Below are 16,427 nucleotides of genomic sequence, written 5' to 3' on the forward strand. Positions count from 1 at the left end.
ACGGAAAATGTTCCTGCGCTAGCTTCCACCCCAGTTCAGGGGAATCGCGTGCGGGGCACGCCGGTCCCGCTCCCATCGAAACGGAGGTAAGCGTGGCCTGGTTTCTGGCGCTCGTCGTTCTGGTCGTCGCGATCGTGCTCGGCGTGCTGTTCCTCAACCGCTTCTACGCGAAGTCGACGCGCGAGACGGCGCTGGTGCGGACAGGCCTCGGCGGCCGGCGCGTGCTGATCGACGGCGGCGCGCTGTCCCTGCCGATCCTGCACCGCATCGAACGCATCAACATGCGCACGACGCGGCTTAGGATCGAGCGCCAGGGCGCGGCATCCCTCATTTCGGAGGACCGGCTTCGCGTCGACGTGGCGATGGAGTTCCACGTCCGCGTCGACCCGTCCGAAACGGGCGTGGCGACCGCCGCGCAGGCCTTCGGCTCAAAGACCTTCCGGGAAGAGGAGATGCAGGGCCTGATCGAGGGCAAGCTGGTCGACGCGATGCAGTCGGCCGTCGCCGGCCGCTCGATGGACGAACTGCACGAGCAGCGCGACGCCTTCGTCGAGGCGGTCATGGCGCGGCTTTCGCCCAATCTGGGCCGCTCCGGCCTGATGCTCGATTCGGTATCGCTGGTTCGGCTCGACCAGACGCCGTTCAACGCGCTCGACGAGAACAACGCCTTCAACGCGGTCGGCATGCGCAAGCTTGCCGAACTCGTCAGCCACAACAAGAAGGCGCGTGTGCAGGTGGAGACGGAGGCTGACGTCGAAATCCGGCGCCGGCTGCTCGACCAGACCCGTCACAGGCTGCTGATCGAGCGCGAGCAGGAGGAGGCCGAGATCGCCAAGCGCCTCGACCTCGAGCGCCGCCGCATCGACCTCGACACCGAGATCCAGAACGCCCGCACGACTGCCGAGCGGATCGCCGAAGAGGCGCGCATTTCGAAGACCGGCGACATCAAGCGCGCCGAGATCGAGCGCGATCTTCTGCTGCGCAAGCAGGAGATCGAGGCACTGCTGGCGGTCGAGACGGCCAAGATCGACAATTCCATCCGGATTGCCGCCAAGCGCGGCGAGGAGCAGATCGCCGAAGCCGGGTTCGAGGCGGCCAAGACAAGGCTCGTCAAGGCGCAGGAGGAAGTGCAGACCGAACGAGACGTGATGGCGGCGGAACGCAGCCGGCAGCTCGCGCTGCTCAAGGCGCGCGAGGACGCCGAGGTCGACGACCAGAAGGTCAAGTCGCAGGTCGATACCATCCTGTCGCTCGCCAAGGCCGAGAGCAACGCCACCCAGGTGAAGGCCGAGGCCGAGCGTCACCGTCTGATCGCCGAGTCGGAAGGCAAGTCGGCGATGATCGAGGCCGAGAACTCGCAGAGCGAGCAGATCCTGCGGCTGCGGCTGGAGATGCACAAGCTCGACATGCTGCCCGAGATCACCGCGCAGATGATGAAGCCGGTGGAGAAGATCGACTCGATCCGCATCAACCACATTTCCGGCCTCGGCCCGATGGGCGGTGGCGCAGGCGAAGGTGGCGCAGGCGGGCAGGGCGGGTTCCAGTCCGCACTCGATTCGATCATGGGCATGGCGATCGGCTTCCCGATGATCAAGAAGCTCGGCGAGGAGATCGGGGTCGACATGGACCACAATCTCGGCGCCCGCGCGCTCGACGCCATCAATCGCTCGCCGGTTCGCAAGAAGGACTGATCGACCGAGCCAAAGGACTTGGCTTCACTGGCGCGCCGGGAGACGCGCCGAAACGAGAAAAGGGGAATGAGAATGACGATTTCCAGACGCACGATCCTCAAGAGCGCCGCCGCCGGTTCGGCGGTGCTCGCCAGCCCGGCCTTCATCCGCAACGCCTTCGCGGCTGATCCGATCAAGCTCGGCACTGTGTTCGACATCTCGGGCATCTTCGACGCCTACGGCAAGCCGATCGACATGGCCGTGAAGCTCGCGGTCAAGCAGATCAACGACGGCGGCGGCCTGCTCGGCCGTCCGGTGGAGCACATCGGCTACGACACGCAGTCCAACATGGCGCTCTACACGCAGTACGCCCAGCAGCTGACGCGTCAGGACAAGGTCGACGTCGTGCATGGCGGCATCCTGTCGGCCTCGCGCGAGGCGATCCGCCAGACGCTGCGCCGCGCCAACACGCTCTACTTCTACAACATCCAGTACGAAGGCGGCGTCTGCGACAGGAACTGCTTCGTCACTGGCGTTACGCCGGCCCAGACGACCGAGGTGCAGATCCCCTACACGATGGAAAAGTGGGGCAAGAAGGTCTACATCCTGGCCGCCGACTACAATTACGGCCAGCTCATGGCCCGCTGGATCCAGAAGTACTTCAAGGACGGCGGCGGCGAGACGGTGGCGGTCGACTTCTTCCCGCTCGACGTTTCCGACTTCGGCTCGACCATCACCAAGATCCAGACCGCAGCGCCCGACATGGTCTATTCGGCGCTGGTCGGCGGCGCGCACCTGTCCTTCTACCGCCAGTGGGCGGCCGCGGGCATGAAGTCGCGCATTCCGCTCGCATCGACGACGCTCGGCGTCGGCTCGGAGCATCTGGTGCTGACGCCCGAGGAGGGCGACGGGATCGTGGTGTGCTACAACTATTCGCCCGAACTCGACACGCCGGCCAACAAGGCCTTCACCGCCGCCTGGGGCGAGATGCACGGGGCCGAGACGGTGCCGAACATCCACGAACTCGCGGTGTCGAACTACCAGGGCATCCTGCTCTGGGCCGAGGCGGTCAAGGCTGCGGGTTCGGTCGAGCAGGCGAAGGTGATCGAGGCGCTCGACGGCGGCCTTTCGCTCGACGGTCCGGCCGGCAAGGTCACGATCGACCCGAAGACGCACCATGCCACGCTCGACGTCCACCTGATGGAGATGCGCGGGCAGAAGCTCAACGTCCTGCAGAGCTTCGGCGCGCGCCAGCCGATCGACACGCAGCTCGTCTGCGACCTCGTCGCCAATCCGGACGACAACCAGCAGTACGAGATCAAGATCTGATCGCCGACGCAAAGGGGTGACGCCTCAGGCACCCCCTTATCGTCCGCTTCGCGGCCACCTCTCCCCCTGCCCGGGGGAGAGGAAACTCGATGCCGAGACGCCGGCGCCAAACCAGCCTGGGTCCCGCTGCCCGGGCAGGTGAGAGGTGGCCCGAAGGGTCGGTGAGGGGGTGCTTCGGTGCTTCCGCGACAGACTTGCGCAGCGCTCTGACTGAACTTTCTCCGCCCACAGGACCGGCATGGACCTCGCAGCCGTCTTCATCCTCGAAATCCTCTACTCGATCGCGGTACTGGTGCTGATCAGCGCAGGGCTCGCGGTCGTGTTCGGGATGATGCGCGTCATCAACCTCGCCCATGGCGAGTTCATGATGATGGGCGGCTATGCGACGATCATGGCGGTGCAGGCCGGCGTGAACGTCTACATCGCCATGCTGATCGTGGCGCCGCTCGTCGTCGGCGTGATCGGCCTGATCGTGGAGCGGCTGGTGATCCGCTTCCTCTACGGCCGGCTGGTGGACACGATGCTCGCCACCTGGGGGCTCAGCCTCGCCTTCACCGGCGCCGCGGTCATGATCTTCGGCAACACCACCACCGGCGTGTCGACGCCTATCTCCGGGTTCACGCTCGGCGCCTACCAGATCAACGGCTACAACTTCTTCATCATCATCGTGTCGATCCTGCTCCTTGTCGCCGCCTACGCGATCCTGCGCGGGACGCGGCTGGGTCTCGTCGCCCGCGGCACGATGCAGAGCGCCGACATGGCGGCGGCTCTCGGCTACAGTCCGGACCGGGTCTACATGAGCACCTTCTTCGTCGGCTCGGCGCTCGCCGGGCTTGCCGGCGGCGTCCTTGCGCCGCTGGTCGGCCTCGTGCCGACCTGGGGCTCGGCCTATATCGCCAAGGCCTTCATCACCGTCATTTCCGGCGGCGCGTCGATCGTGCTCGGCCTCCTGTCCAGCGCCACCGTCTTCGGCCTCGTCTCGCAGACCTTCACCTTCCTCTCCGGACCTGTGATCGGCGAGGTGGCGCTGCTGGTGACGGCCATCATCCTCCTGCGCCTCCTGCCGCAAGGCATCACCGGACGCTTCTTCAAGGGGCGGCTGTGATGGAGACGACCAAGCTGCGGGATGCCGCCTGGGTGGTCCTGGCGGGCGTCATCCTGATGTTCGTGGCGCCGCTCGTCCTGAATTTCTACACGCTGACGCTGCTCGTGATCTACGGACTGCTCGCGCTCAGCCTCGGACTGATCTGGGGCTTCGGCGGCATCCTGTGCTTCGGCCAGGCCGCCTTCTACGGGCTCGGCGCCTATGCCTACGCGGTGTCGGCCGCCAACATCGGCGAGAGCACGGCGCCGATGCTGATCGCCATCGCCGTCCCCTTCGTGTTTGCCTTCCTGCTCGGCGCGATGATGTTCTACGGCCGGCTGACGGACGTCTACATGGGGGTCATCACCCTGGTCGTGACGCTGATCTTCTTCCGGTTCATGAACACGACCGCCGGGCCGGAGTACCAGATCGGAACCGCGCGTCTCGGCGGCTACAACGGCATGCCCGGCTACCAGACGCTGAACGTGCCGGGCGACCCGTCCGCCTACATCTACGACTCCAGCCTATACTACGTCTCCTTCGTCATCCTCCTCATCGTATACGTGCTGGTGCGGCTGCTGCTGGCCAGTCCGTTCGGACGCATCGCGGTGGCGATCCGCGAGAACGAGAACCGGGTCGAACTGATGGGCTATGACGCCCGCTTCCGGAAGTCGGTGCTGTTTGCGATCGGCGGCGGCATCGCGGGGCTTGCCGGCGCGCTCTATGCCTCCTGGGCCGAGATCGTCACGCCCGGACTGTTTTCGCTCGGCCAGTCGGCCGAGATCATCATCTGGTGCATCGTCGGGGGGCTCGGCACCCTGGTGGGACCCGTGCTGGGTGCTGCCGTGCTGGGCTATCTCAAGTTCGCGCTCGGCCAGCAGACCGCCGTCGACAACGTCCTGATCATGGGGCTGATCCTGGTGGTGGTGGTGCTCGTGCTGCCGCGCGGCGTGGTGCCGTCGCTGATGACGGCCTTCGGCAGCTCGTCGCGCCGCAACCGGCCGAACGCCGTGCGGCGCGGACGGCGGGGCAGGGGGCGCGCCGATGGCTGACGTCGTTCTGGAGACCCGTGGCCTCACCATGCGCTTCGGCGGCGTGACCGCCGTCGACAACGTTTCCTTCAAGCTTCGCCGCAAGGAGCTGCGTTGCCTCATCGGGCCGAACGGCGCCGGCAAGACGACCTTCTTCCGCTGCCTCACCGGCATCCTCAAGCCGACCTCGGGCGAAGTCTTCATCGACGACGTCGAGACCACCGGCTGGGACCCGCAATTCGTCGCGCGCATGGGCGTCGGCATCAAGACGCAGGTGCCGAGCGTCATGGACGGCCTCAGCGTGCGCGAGAACATCTGGCTCTCGGCCTACCGGCTCACCGGGACCAAGGAGGCCGACCGCACGGCGGCCGAGGTGATCGAGCGGCTGGGGCTCGGCGAGATCGCGCGTGCCACCGTCGGACGCCTCGCCCATGGCGAGCGCCAGCGCGTCGAGCTCGGCATCGTCATGGCCGCGCGGCCCTGGCTCGTGCTGCTCGACGAGCCCGCCGCCGGCATGACCGGCGAGGAGGTCGAGCGGATGGTCGCGATCATCCACGAGATCAACCGCGACGCAGCCCTTATCATCGTCGAGCACGACATGCAGTTCATCCGCTCCATCGCCGCCCAGATCACCGTGTTCTCGCAGGGCGCCGTGCTGATGGAGGACAATGTCGAGGCGGTGATGAGCGACAGCCGCGTCCGCGACGTCTACCTTGGCAAGAGGGGGTAGCGCCATGACCGATACCCGCTCGGCCCTCGAGATCCGCGGCCTGACCGCCGGCTACGGGCGCATTCCCGTGCTGCACGGCATCGACCTGACGGTGGCGGCGGACGAGTTCGTCGGCATCCTCGGCCACAACGGCATGGGCAAGTCGACGCTCCTGAAGACCGTGATGGGCTTCATCCCGGCGACCGGCGGGTCGGTACGGCTCGACGGCGAGGACATCACCGGGCTGGCGCCGCACCAGCGCTCGCAACGCGGCATCGGCTACGTGCCGCAGGGCAGGGGGATCTTCCCCAAACTCTCGGTGCGCGACAATCTGCGGATGGCCTGGCATGCGGACACCGGCACCGACGAGGCCGAAGCGGTGGAACGCGTGCTTGCCGACTTCCCGCGGGTGACACGCCTGCTCGACCGCGACGGCGGCGCGCTGTCGGGCGGCGAGCAGCAGCTTCTCGCGCTCGCCCGCTGCCTGATGGGCAACCCGTGGCTGCTGCTCCTCGACGAGCCGACCGAGGGCATCCAGCCGTCGATCATCGAGGAGATCGAGGACACGCTGACCAGGCTGCGCAAGAGCCGCGGCCTCACCGTCGTGCTGGTGGAGCAGAACTTCGAGTTCATCGCGACGCTGTCCGATCGGGTCGTGGTGCTGGAGCGCGGCCGCGTCACCGGCGAGATCCATGCCGAGGCGCTGAAGGACCCGCGCCAGGTGGAGGAGTTCCTGGGCTTCGGCTCCGTCCGGCGGACGCGGGCGGTCGGCGGCCATGGCCCGTCCACGCAGCCGGTGGCCAAAGCAGCAGGCTCCCGCCCCTCCGCCGCGCCGGCGCAGCCGGGTGTGCCGACCTTCGGGCCGGCCAGCAGTCCGGCGATGGCCGCGCATGCGGTGCTCTCCCCCGCACCGGCGCGTCCCGTGCCTGCCTCTATGGCCGCGTCCCATCCGTCATCCCCTTTTGCCGCGCCTCCTGCCGCAGCGCCCGCGATGCCGCGCCGGACGGAACCGGCCGCAACAGACCTTCCCAGGGAGTACCCCATGCACGTCAGGCGACCCACGCTGGAGCAGATGCGCAGCCTCGTCAGCGGCCTCCACATGTCCATGGGAGACCGCGAACTCATGGACTACATGACGCTGATGGAAGGCTCGTTCGAGGCCTACGACGTCGTCGCCTCGATGCCCGACAACCTGCCGCAGGTGAAGTATCCGCGCACGCCGGGCTATCGCCCGTCGGCTGCCGAGAACCCGATGAACGCCTGGTACGTGAAGTCGGAGGTCCGCGGGGCGCATTCGGGACCGCTGTCCGGCCGCACGATCGTGCTGAAGGACAATGTCTGCCTCGCCGGCGTGCCTATGATGAACGGCGCCTCGACGCTGGAAGGGTATACGCCCGACGTCGACGCCACCGTGGTGACGCGCATCCTCGATGCCGGCGGCACGATCGTCGGCAAGGCGCATTGCGAGTATTTCTGCCTCTCGGGCGGCAGCCACACCAACGCGACCGGCCCCGTGCACAATCCGTGGAAGACGGGCTACATCGCAGGCGGCTCGTCCTCCGGTTCCGGCGCCCTCGTCGGCGCGGGCGAGGTCGACATGGCGATCGGCGGCGACCAGGGCGGGTCGATCCGCATGCCTGCCTCCTTCTGCGGCGCCTACGGCATGAAGCCGACGCACGGGCTAGTGCCCTACACCGGCGTCATGCCGATCGAGCCGACCATCGACCATGCCGGGCCGATCACCCAGAACGTGCGCGACAACGCGCTGCTGCTGGAAGTGATCGCCGGCGAGGACGGGCTCGATCCGCGCCAGTATGCGCCACGTCTCGACCGATACACCGATGCGCTCGGGCGCGGCGTGTCGGGGATGCGGATCGGCATCGTCCGCGAGGGTTTCGGCCTCGCCAATTCGGAACCCGACGTCGACGACAAGGTACGCAAGGCCGCCGCACGTTTCCGCGAGCTCGGCGCGACCGTCGAGGACATCTCGGTGCCGATGCATCTCCAGGGCCAGGCGATCTGGACGCCGATCGCGCTGGAGGGCCTCACCGACATCATGATGCACGGCAACGGCTTCGCCACGGGATGGAAGGGGCTCTACGTGACGAGCCTGCTCGACTATCACTCCAACTGGCGCAGCCGGGCCGACGAGCTGTCGAAAAGCCTGAAGATCTCGATGTTCGTGGGCGAGTTCATGCTCAAGCACCATCGCGGCCACTACTATGCGAAGGCGCAGAACCTGTCGCGACGGCTGCGCGCGGCCTATGACGCGGCGCTCGGCCAGTACGACCTGCTGCTGATGCCGACCATGCCGATCAAGGCACAGAAGATCCCGCCGGCGGATGCTTCGCTGGCGCTCTACATCCAGCGCGCTTTCGAGATGATCGGCAATACCTGCCCCTTCGACACGACGGGTCACCCGGCCATGACCGTTCCCGTCGGCCTTTCCGAGGGCCTGCCGATCGGCATGATGCTCATCGGCAAGCACTACGAGGAAAGCACGATCTACCGCGCGGCCGCCGCCTTCGAGCGGATCGCCGACTGGAGGACGATGTAGGGACGGACGCGGTCGCGTGACGGGAGGAACATCGTGAACGCCTTGTCGCAATCGCTTGCGGCGGGCCTGTCGTCGAGCCTGCTCGGCGGCAAGGCACCGATGCCGCCGGTCGGCCCTGCCTTGCGGAAACCGCATGGCGGGCTCTCTCATGTCGCTGGCGACCGGTCCGTTCCGCTGCTGGAGCACACCATCCCGCAGGTCCTCGCGGCGACCGCCGCACGGCGCGGGCCGCATCCGGCAGCGATTTTCCGCGAGGCGGGAAAACGCTACACATGGACCGAGCTGGCGCGGGAGGTCGACGCCGTCGCGGCGGGCCTGCTGGCGCTGGGGCTGCAGAAGGGCGACCGGGTCGGCATCTGGTCGCCCAATCGGCCGGAATGGCTGGTGACGCAGTTCGCGACGGCACGCATCGGCGTCGTTCTCGTCACGATCAACCCCGCCTACCGGACGTCCGAACTTGAATACGTGCTGAACAAGGTCGGCTGCAAGGCGCTGATCACCGCGGCGCGCTTCAAGTCGAGCGACTATCTCGGGATGATCCGGACGCTGGCGCCAGAACTCGAGACGGCGGAACCGGGGCGGCTGTCGGCGGCGCGGCTGCCTTCGCTGAGGGCGGTCGTCCGCATGGGGCCTGAGCGCTCGCCCGGGATGCTGTCCTTCGACGGTCTTTCGCGCCTCGCCGGGCCCGCGCAACGCAACCGGCTCGACCTGGTCACGGCGACGCTCGATGCGCAGGATCCGATCAACATCCAGTTCACGTCGGGCACCACCGGCGCACCGAAGGGCGCGACGCTGACGCATGCCAACATCCTCAACAATGCCGACATCGTCACCCGCACGATCCGGCTGACCGAGGCCGACAGGCTGTGCATTCCCGTGCCGCTCTACCATTGTTTCGGCATGGTGATGGGAACGCTCGGCTGCGTGACCAAGGGCGCGGCCATGGTGTTCCCGGGCGAGGGCTTCGAGGCGACAGCGGCGCTGGAAGCGATCGCGTCCGAAAGGTGCACGGCCTTCTACGGCGTGCCGACCATGTTCGTCGCCATGCTCGACAGTGCCGATTTCAAGCGCCACGACGTCGCTTCGCTCCGGACCGGAATCATGGCCGGCGCGCCATGTCCGATCGAGGTGATGAAGCGGGTCGTCTCCGATCTCCACATGCCGGAGGTGACGATCGCCTACGGCATGACCGAGACGAGCCCGGTGTCTTTCCAGTCGGACGTCGACGATCCGATCGGCAAGCGGGTCGCGACCGTCGGGCGCATCGGCCCGCATGTCGAGGTGAAGATCGTCGACGAGAGCGGACAGACCGTGCCGGTCGGCCAGTCCGGCGAACTGTGCACGCGCGGCTACTCGGTCATGAAAGGCTACTGGGACGAGGCGGAGAAGACGGCCGAGGCCATCGACCAGGAGGGCTGGATGCACACGGGCGACCTCGCGACGATCGACCGCGACGGCTACTGCAACATCGTCGGCCGGGTGAAGGACATGGTGATCCGCGGCGGCGAGAACGTCTATCCGCGCGAGATCGAAGAGTTCCTCTACCGGCACCCGAAGATCTCGGACGTGCAGGTGTTCGGGGTGCCCGACCCGCGCTATGGCGAGGAACTCTGCGCATGGATCGTGCTCCACCCCGGGGAAACCGCGACCGAGGAAGACATCCGCAGCTACTGCCGCGGCCAGATCGCCCACTACAAGGTGCCGCGCCACGTGCGGTTCATGGAGGCGCTGCCGATGACGGTGACCGGCAAGCCGCAGAAATTCGTCATGCGCGACGCCATGATCGCCGAACTGGGGCTGAAGACAGCGGCAACGGCGTGAGTTCCATCGCGGTCTCGGCGAGTGGCGGGCAGTATCGCCACTCGAGGTCCCGGCTACATACAGAAATGCGCCGGAGGACGGCCCGGACCGCGCAGCAGTCCTACAACTGAGTAGAGCGCCGATTGGCCTTGACCAGGTTTCGGCCAGGAGTAGCTTGACTTGGCAACTTCAAGGTGAACTGAGATGACGTCGGGGACTGTCGGCCAATCGGTTCCGGCAAATGAAGCGGTCGATCTGTGAGGGACGGGCTTGGGCGAGGGCAGCAGCATTACTGATATCGTGGATCCGATGTCTCAGGGCTATCGCGTTGCCAGCCGGGATGTCGTGTCGGAGTCCTTCGATGGCGACGTCGTCGTCGTCGATCTGGCGACCGGACGCTACTTCAGCCTGTCCCGCAGTGCCGGCGCACTCTGGGACATGTTCGGCGCAGGCGCTTCGCCCGCATCGATCGGTGCAGCCGCCGGCAGCGATCCTGCACCGATAGCGGCTTTCGCGGAAACGCTGTGCGGACACGGTCTGCTCGTCCGCCAGCCGCAGGGTTCCGGCGCCGCGCCGGACCTTTCGGCCATCGCCCGGTTCGCCGCAGCAGGCGATGCGCCCGAAGTGGCCGTGTTCGACGACCTTGCCGAGCTCTTCACGGCCGATCCCATCCACGACGTCGAGGAGCCGGCCGGCTGGCCCGTCGTGAAGCAGGGCTGACGCCATGGGCATCGCGGCACGCGAGAGAGGCGACGACCGGGCGGGAACGATCGGCAGCGCATCCGTCGCCGAATATGCCGCCGCACTTCTGGCCATGGCGGATTCCGCAGGCGCACGCCTTCAGCCGACGCGGATTCAGCTGCCCTGGCTCGACCTGACGGTCCGCTTGTCCGAGGGGCCGCTCAAGCAGGCCATCGCCGAGACGATCGTGCCGCTGACAGTGGCTGCCGGGCAGGACCGCAAGACCCTGTCGGTGACGATCCTGCATGCCGGCCTAAGCGGCGTGGAGGCGCCGCGACCATGGGGGGACGAACCCTACTTTCCGCACGAGCTGAACCGGCGCCTCGGACCGGCCGGTCTGCAGGCCAGCTTCTCCCACGACCAGTGCCTCTGGCAGGTCATGTCGTCTGGAGAAGGCAGGGCGGTGCAACTGATGCAGGGGCCAGAAGACTATCCGCCCTGGGAGCCGGGCGCGCCGCTGCGCGTCTTCCTGCACTGGGCCTACGCGGCCATCGGCCGCCGGCTCGTGCATGGCGGGACGCTTGGGCTCGACGGCAGGGGCGTGCTCCTTGCGGGCGCCGGCGGCGCGGGCAAATCGGGAACGGTGGTTGCCGGCCTGCTTTCAGGGCTCGCCAGCGTCGGTGACGACTACGTCCTCGTCGACCTCTCAGGCGGCGTCTCCGCAGCGCCGCTCTACGGCACGCTGAAGCAGGATCCCGCCGGCTATGCGCGGCTGGGGCTTGCCGAGCGCATCGGCGAACGGCCGCTCAACTGGCAGGGCAAACATCAGTTTCATGTCCGCGACATTGCTGTCGGGCCAATTCCCCCGCGCCTCGGCCTCCAGGCGATCCTGATCCCGAAGACGGGGGCGACACGCACCACGCTCGAACCGGCATCGGCGCGCGACGTCCTGCTTGCGCTCGCGCCAAGCGCTCTCTGGCAGATGCCCGGAGAACGCGAGAGCGGCTTCCGCTTCTTCGCGACGCTCGCCGGCCGTCTGCCCGGCTATGTCCTGCATCTCGGACCGGAGCCTGCCGAGATCGCGGCGCGGCTGCGGCGCTTCATCGAGGATGGCCGGCCGTGACGACGACGGTGATCATGCCTGTCTTCAATCGCGAGCGCTATGTCGGAACTGCGATCCGCTCGCTCCTGCGGCATCGTCCGGAGGTCGATCTGGACATCCTGGTCATCGATGACGGTTCGACCGACGGGAGCCGCGACGTGGTGCGGAGACTGCAGGAAGAGGAAGGCGGAATAAGGCTTATCCGCCAGGAAAATGCCGGCGTCACCGCTGCCCGCAACACGGGTCTGCGCAACCTGCTGCCCGAGACGCGTTTCGTCAGTTTCCTCGATTCCGACGACGTCTCCACCGAGGGGCGCTACGCCACCGACCTCGCCCTCTTCGCCGGCGATCCCTCGCTCGGCATGGTCTATTCGCGCATGACCCTCGTCAACGACATCGACCCGCAGACATTCTCCGTCGCGAGGGGTGCGGTCTGCGCCACCGTTCGCGGCATCAGCCTCAGCACCGGGACCTATAGCCGCGAACTCGTGGAGGCGGTCGGACCGTTCGATCCGCAGCTTCCGGTCGGAGAGGATCTCGACTTCCTGCTGCGGATATTCGAACGGGGGACACCGCATGTCCTTTGCGACCATGTCTCCGTGCTCTACCGCCGCCACGAGGCGAACATGACGGCCGACACCGAGGCCCTGCGCCGGGGGGTAATGCGGGCCATGCTCAAGTCGGCGCAGCGGCGCAAGAACGACCCGTCCCTGCTGCGCTCCATCCCGCCGTTCCTCGACGTGGCGGAGATGGAGAAGATGCGGGGCCTGATGTGACGACGGAGAGAATTGCCGAACCAGGTTCCTATACCGTGGTCATCCCGGCCTGGAACGCGCAGAGCACGATCGCCGAGGCCCTGGCGTCGGTCTGGGGCCAGACGCGTCCGCCCGTCCGCGTCATCGTGGTGGACGATGGCTCGACCGATGCCACCGTGGCTGCCGTGAGAGCGGCCGGTTTGCCGGTGGACATCCTATCGCAGGCGAATGCCGGACCGGGTGCTGCGACCACCGCCGGTATCGCCGCGGTCTCGACGCCCTATCTGGCGACGCTCGATGCCGACGACCTGTGGCTGCCCGACAAGATCGAGCGCCAGTTCGCCTTTCTCGGAACATGTGCCGGGACCGCCCTGGCGTTCGGCCATTGGCAGGCCTTTTCCGGCGATCCGGCCAACCGCGTCGCGGCTCCCCTGCCAGGCTGGACCCGCACGACGCTCTTCGCACTGACCGACGTGGTCAGGTCGGTCGGCCCCGTCATCGATCCTCCCGGCTTTGCCGGGGACATGATCGACTGGCTTGCCCGGGCACGGGAAGCGGGTCATTCGCTGTCGATGCATCCCGATGTCGTCGCGCTGCGGCGCATGCGTCCCGGCAGCCTGTCGGACCGGAACAACCCGCTGCGCGACAAGGGCTATCTGGACGTCGCCCGACGGGCGATCCTCCGGCGCAAGCGGAACGAAGACCTGTGACCGCCCCGCGATCCGCTGTTCGTCGCCGTTTTCCCGATCTCGGCTGGGCCTGGCCTGCCGGCGATCTCGATCTCCTCATTCGCGCGGTCGCCGCCCGCGACGAAGACGCCGCCTTTGCCGCGGCGCGGTCCTGGCTGTCGCAACACGACATCGATGTCGTCGGCTTCCGCGAGCACCGGCTGCTTGCGGCGCTGTCCGAACGTTTCGGCAGGCGCCTGGCCGAGTTTCCGGCGCAGCCCCGCCTCGCCGGGCTGCAGCGCATGCTCTGGACGCGGTCGCGCCTTGCCATGCGCGAGGCCGAGCCGGTGCTGGCCGCCCTGACCGCTTCGGGAATCCCCGTCATGCTGATGAAGGGCGCGGCACGCGTGGCCGTCGAGGCCGGCGCCGAGCGCTCGCGCATCTCGCACGACATCGACCTTCTCGTGCCGCCGGGCTCCATGGATGCCGCCTTCGAATGTCTCGTTACGGACGGATGGGAGCCCGCTACCGGCGTCTCGATGCACTTCCTGCGCGGACGGCTCGGCGCGGTCAGGGCGCTGAACTTCCTGCGCGGCGACTATGGCGACGTCGACCTGCACCAGGCCGCCTTCCACCCGGTTCACGCGAGTGCCGAAGACGACGCCGCGCTGTGGCAGCGTGCGGTGCCCGCCGTTTTCGCGGGCATCGCCGTCAGCGTTCCGTCGACGGCCGACAGGCTGGCTCTTTCCATCGCGCATGGCAGCCTGGACGCACATGCCCACAGCGACTGGCTGGTCGATTGCGACGCCGCTGTCCGCCGCACCGACCTCGACTGGGCGGCGTTTCTCTCGGTCGTCGAGGAGCGCGGCCTGGCCGTCCCCGCGGCCGTCGCGCTGTCCTATCTTGTGTCCGTCATCGGCAGCCCCGTCCCCGCCGATGTGCTCGAGCCGCTCGTCGCGCGGGCGCGTGGCCGATCCTTCGCCGACCGGCTCTCCGTGCTGCTGCAGGCCCGTCCCCGAGCGGAGGGCGAGCGGGTCCTCGCGCTGGCGCGCGGACTGGCGAAGCTGCGCCGCATGCGCGCCGGGCCGAAGGCGAGAAGCCCCTTGCCGGACGATCTGCTGCGCGGTCGGGCAATTGGCGGAGCAACGTCTCCAGCACCGGAACGCCCGGCGCGGTTTCGTGCGGACCTGCCGGCCGGGCCTGATCATCCCGGACGTTGCCGGATCCGGCTCGTGCTCGACTGCACCCTGCCGGCCACCCGGCGGCGCATCGAGTTCGAATTGCGCTCGCCTGCCGGACACATTGCAAGGCTGCGCTACCGCAAGCTCGATCGCCGCGAAGGGCCGCGCAGGCTGGTGTTCGAGGGCGTCGTCACGCTTCCCGAGGCGGGTCCGCTCACGCTGGAGGCGCGGCCTGCGCGGTATCTGCGGCGAGGGGCGGCCCCGCAGGACCTGGCGCTGTACGGCGCGGTCCCGTTTTCCATCGCGGAGTCGAGCCTGTCTGCGTGAGCCCGGGCTGCCCTTCGCGCTTCTTGCAAAGGGGGCGCTACTTCCGGCTGTCATCGATCTCGCGCAGGAAGCTGCGCAGCGGGTCCGCCCATGCCGCCGCGGGCCGGTTGATCAGGCCGTGGCCCTCGCCGGAGGTGCCCGGCAGAAGTGAAAACGTGAGGCGTCCGCCGGCACCGCGATAGGCTTCCGCCATGGCCTGGCTGAGCTGCGGGCCGAAATAGCTGTCGTTCTCGGCGTAGAGCCACAAGGCCGGCAGGCGCGCGCTGCGCCCGAACGCACCGGCCGCCTCGACGAGCCGTTCGGGAGCGCAGTTGACGCCGGGCCGGCCGCGGTTGCGTCCCCCTCTGCCGCCCGAGAAGTTCACGTAGCCGCGAATGCCATCCGGATCGGTCGAGGCGATGGCGATGGCGCCCCAGCCTCCCGCGGACGTGCCGACGACCAGCGTATCGTTTTTCGATACGGCCGGCAGCGTCTCCGCATGGTCGATCGCCGCCCGGATCAGCCGGGCGGTCTCCAGTCCCGATGCACGGTAGTCGGCCCGCTCGCAGCCGCCCTGGTCCTCGAGATAAGGACCGCCCGCCGGACCGTGGCCCGGGCGCAGCGGGATAAGCACCGCGTAGCCTTCGCCAACCAGGAACTCGGTCAGCGCGGGATAGGCGGGCATCGTCATGCGCGCCCGGACCTCGAGGCGCTGGTCGGAGCCGTGGCTGACGACGGCGAGCGGGAAGGGGGGCGTCCCGGCGGGAAGATGAAGCGTCGCCGGCAAGGGACGCGACAGTCCCGCAACCGGTATCGCCACCGCGCCGGAGCCCGCCGTAGTGACCGCCGATTCCGGCAAGTGGACGACCATGCCCCCGATGGACTGGCACCCGGCCAACAGGGCGACGACGAGCCCAGCCAGAGCGCGGGCGGCCATGGCGGCGCAGCAGCGGTCGACCTGTCGTCGGAAAGGTTTGCCTGCCATTGGCGGCGATCTTCAGATTGCAAAAGCGACCATGCGGTCTTTCTCCTGATCTACCGCATGGGTTCCTCAGCGGCAATGCGCGAAACCCCGAGTACTCTCGCCAGTAGCTAAATGCGTGTGTCGTTGTTGCAACAGGTTGTAGAGGAATCGCTCGGCCGTTCATTCGCCATCCCGTACCGGCTACAAATAGACGGCTCAATCCGATCGTTTATTAGATGATATGAATGCGGTCGGGAAGCGTAGCGGCAAATGGTTGAATCCAATGAGATTCTAAACGGTGGACCTGTCGAAACACAAGCTGGAGAGTGATACGCTGGGCGTCGACGGACGAGAGGACAACTCAAGCGCAAGATGCTTAGTGAATCCAACGTTAAGAAGAAGGCGCCATTTTTGGATTGACTGTTTACTTCGTATAGTGGCGAATTAAAGCGGAGTGGCGTGCCGGAGTCCTCATGAATCCCCTCATTTCACGAACGACTCACTTTTGCCGCTAGCGCTCGGGAAACCGCTTGTCGACGAATCGGTCGAAGGGATGGCGGAGCGATGCGGGCGAGTGCGCAACGAGCTGA

At 67.4% G+C, this 16,427-nt stretch carries 13 protein-coding genes and 1 pseudogene; 13 read left to right on the forward strand and 1 reads right to left on the reverse strand.

What is annotated here, in order from left to right; all coding sequences use genetic code 11:
* Positions 1-92: 92 nt before the first annotated feature.
* The 13 genes and pseudogenes from N1F91_RS24645 to N1F91_RS24705 all read left to right on the forward strand — a co-directional run bounded on the left by N1F91_RS24645 (position 93) and on the right by N1F91_RS24705 (position 14,894).
* The gene (locus tag N1F91_RS24645; RefSeq protein WP_289996133.1) at positions 93-1,691 is read left to right on the forward strand and encodes a flotillin domain-containing protein; all 1,599 of its coding nucleotides are present in this window, start codon (positions 93-95) and stop codon (positions 1,689-1,691) included.
* A gap of 72 nt (positions 1,692-1,763) precedes the next feature.
* Positions 1,764-2,999, forward strand: a complete 1,236-nt coding sequence (locus N1F91_RS24650; RefSeq protein WP_289996134.1) for an ABC transporter substrate-binding protein — start codon at positions 1,764-1,766, stop codon at positions 2,997-2,999.
* 238 nt (positions 3,000-3,237) lie between these two features.
* Complete coding sequence (locus N1F91_RS24655; RefSeq protein WP_289996135.1) at positions 3,238-4,104, forward strand: branched-chain amino acid ABC transporter permease; 867 nt, start codon at positions 3,238-3,240, stop codon at positions 4,102-4,104.
* On the forward strand, positions 4,104-5,135 hold the full coding sequence (locus N1F91_RS24660; protein ID WP_289996136.1) for a branched-chain amino acid ABC transporter permease: 1,032 nt from the start codon (positions 4,104-4,106) through the stop codon (positions 5,133-5,135). The genes N1F91_RS24655 and N1F91_RS24660 overlap by 1 nt, the downstream gene beginning before the upstream one ends.
* The gene (locus tag N1F91_RS24665) at positions 5,128-5,844 is read left to right on the forward strand and encodes an ABC transporter ATP-binding protein (protein WP_289996137.1); all 717 of its coding nucleotides are present in this window, start codon (positions 5,128-5,130) and stop codon (positions 5,842-5,844) included. The genes N1F91_RS24660 and N1F91_RS24665 overlap by 8 nt, the downstream gene beginning before the upstream one ends.
* A 4-nt stretch (positions 5,845-5,848) precedes the next feature.
* Positions 5,849-6,337 (forward strand): annotated as a pseudogene (locus N1F91_RS24670) (ATP-binding cassette domain-containing protein); the annotation flags it as partial.
* 528 nt (positions 6,338-6,865) lie between these two features.
* Positions 6,866-8,380, forward strand: a complete 1,515-nt coding sequence (locus N1F91_RS24675; RefSeq protein ID WP_289996145.1) for an amidase — start codon at positions 6,866-6,868, stop codon at positions 8,378-8,380.
* Between the two features lie 99 nt (positions 8,381-8,479).
* On the forward strand, positions 8,480-10,201 hold the full coding sequence (locus N1F91_RS24680; RefSeq protein ID WP_289996146.1) for an AMP-binding protein: 1,722 nt from the start codon (positions 8,480-8,482) through the stop codon (positions 10,199-10,201).
* A gap of 288 nt (positions 10,202-10,489) precedes the next feature.
* Positions 10,490-10,900, forward strand: a complete 411-nt coding sequence (locus N1F91_RS24685; protein ID WP_289996138.1) for a PqqD family protein — start codon at positions 10,490-10,492, stop codon at positions 10,898-10,900.
* Positions 10,901-10,904: 4 nt separating this feature from the next.
* On the forward strand, positions 10,905-11,984 hold the full coding sequence (locus tag N1F91_RS24690) for a serine kinase (protein ID WP_289996139.1): 1,080 nt from the start codon (positions 10,905-10,907) through the stop codon (positions 11,982-11,984).
* Positions 11,981-12,739: a glycosyltransferase family A protein gene (locus N1F91_RS24695; RefSeq protein ID WP_289996140.1), complete on the forward strand. Its 759-nt coding sequence runs from the start codon at positions 11,981-11,983 to the stop codon at positions 12,737-12,739. The genes N1F91_RS24690 and N1F91_RS24695 overlap by 4 nt, the downstream gene beginning before the upstream one ends.
* The gene (locus N1F91_RS24700) at positions 12,736-13,428 is read left to right on the forward strand and encodes a glycosyltransferase family A protein (RefSeq protein WP_289996141.1); all 693 of its coding nucleotides are present in this window, start codon (positions 12,736-12,738) and stop codon (positions 13,426-13,428) included. Before N1F91_RS24695 ends, N1F91_RS24700 begins: the two co-directional genes overlap by 4 nt.
* On the forward strand, positions 13,425-14,894 hold the full coding sequence (locus N1F91_RS24705) for a nucleotidyltransferase family protein (protein ID WP_289996142.1): 1,470 nt from the start codon (positions 13,425-13,427) through the stop codon (positions 14,892-14,894). The genes N1F91_RS24700 and N1F91_RS24705 overlap by 4 nt, the downstream gene beginning before the upstream one ends.
* Positions 14,895-14,931: 37 nt before the next feature.
* Here the strand turns inward: N1F91_RS24705 and N1F91_RS24710 are convergent, their stop codons facing one another.
* Positions 14,932-15,858, reverse strand: coding sequence for a dienelactone hydrolase family protein (locus N1F91_RS24710; RefSeq protein WP_289996143.1), 927 nt, complete (start codon positions 15,856-15,858; stop codon positions 14,932-14,934).
* Positions 15,859-16,427 lie beyond the last annotated feature (569 nt).

Source organism: Aquibium sp. ELW1220 (assembly GCF_030398385.1).
Classification (GTDB): Bacteria; Pseudomonadota; Alphaproteobacteria; order Rhizobiales; family Rhizobiaceae; genus Aquibium.

Coding starts and splice junctions, on each gene's coding strand:
- N1F91_RS24650 (WP_289996134.1), top strand. CDS start 1,764: ATGACGATTTCCAGACGCACGATCCTCAAGAGCGCCGCCGCCGGTTCG.
- N1F91_RS24655 (WP_289996135.1), top strand. CDS start 3,238: ATGGACCTCGCAGCCGTCTTCATCCTCGAAATCCTCTACTCGATCGCG.
- N1F91_RS24660 (WP_289996136.1), top strand. CDS start 4,104: ATGGAGACGACCAAGCTGCGGGATGCCGCCTGGGTGGTCCTGGCGGGC.
- N1F91_RS24665 (WP_289996137.1), top strand. CDS start 5,128: ATGGCTGACGTCGTTCTGGAGACCCGTGGCCTCACCATGCGCTTCGGC.
- N1F91_RS24675 (WP_289996145.1), top strand. CDS start 6,866: ATGCACGTCAGGCGACCCACGCTGGAGCAGATGCGCAGCCTCGTCAGC.
- N1F91_RS24680 (WP_289996146.1), top strand. CDS start 8,480: ATGCCGCCGGTCGGCCCTGCCTTGCGGAAACCGCATGGCGGGCTCTCT.
- N1F91_RS24685 (WP_289996138.1), top strand. CDS start 10,490: ATGTCTCAGGGCTATCGCGTTGCCAGCCGGGATGTCGTGTCGGAGTCC.
- N1F91_RS24690 (WP_289996139.1), top strand. CDS start 10,905: ATGGGCATCGCGGCACGCGAGAGAGGCGACGACCGGGCGGGAACGATC.
- N1F91_RS24710 (WP_289996143.1), bottom strand. CDS start 15,858: ATGGCAGGCAAACCTTTCCGACGACAGGTCGACCGCTGCTGCGCCGCC.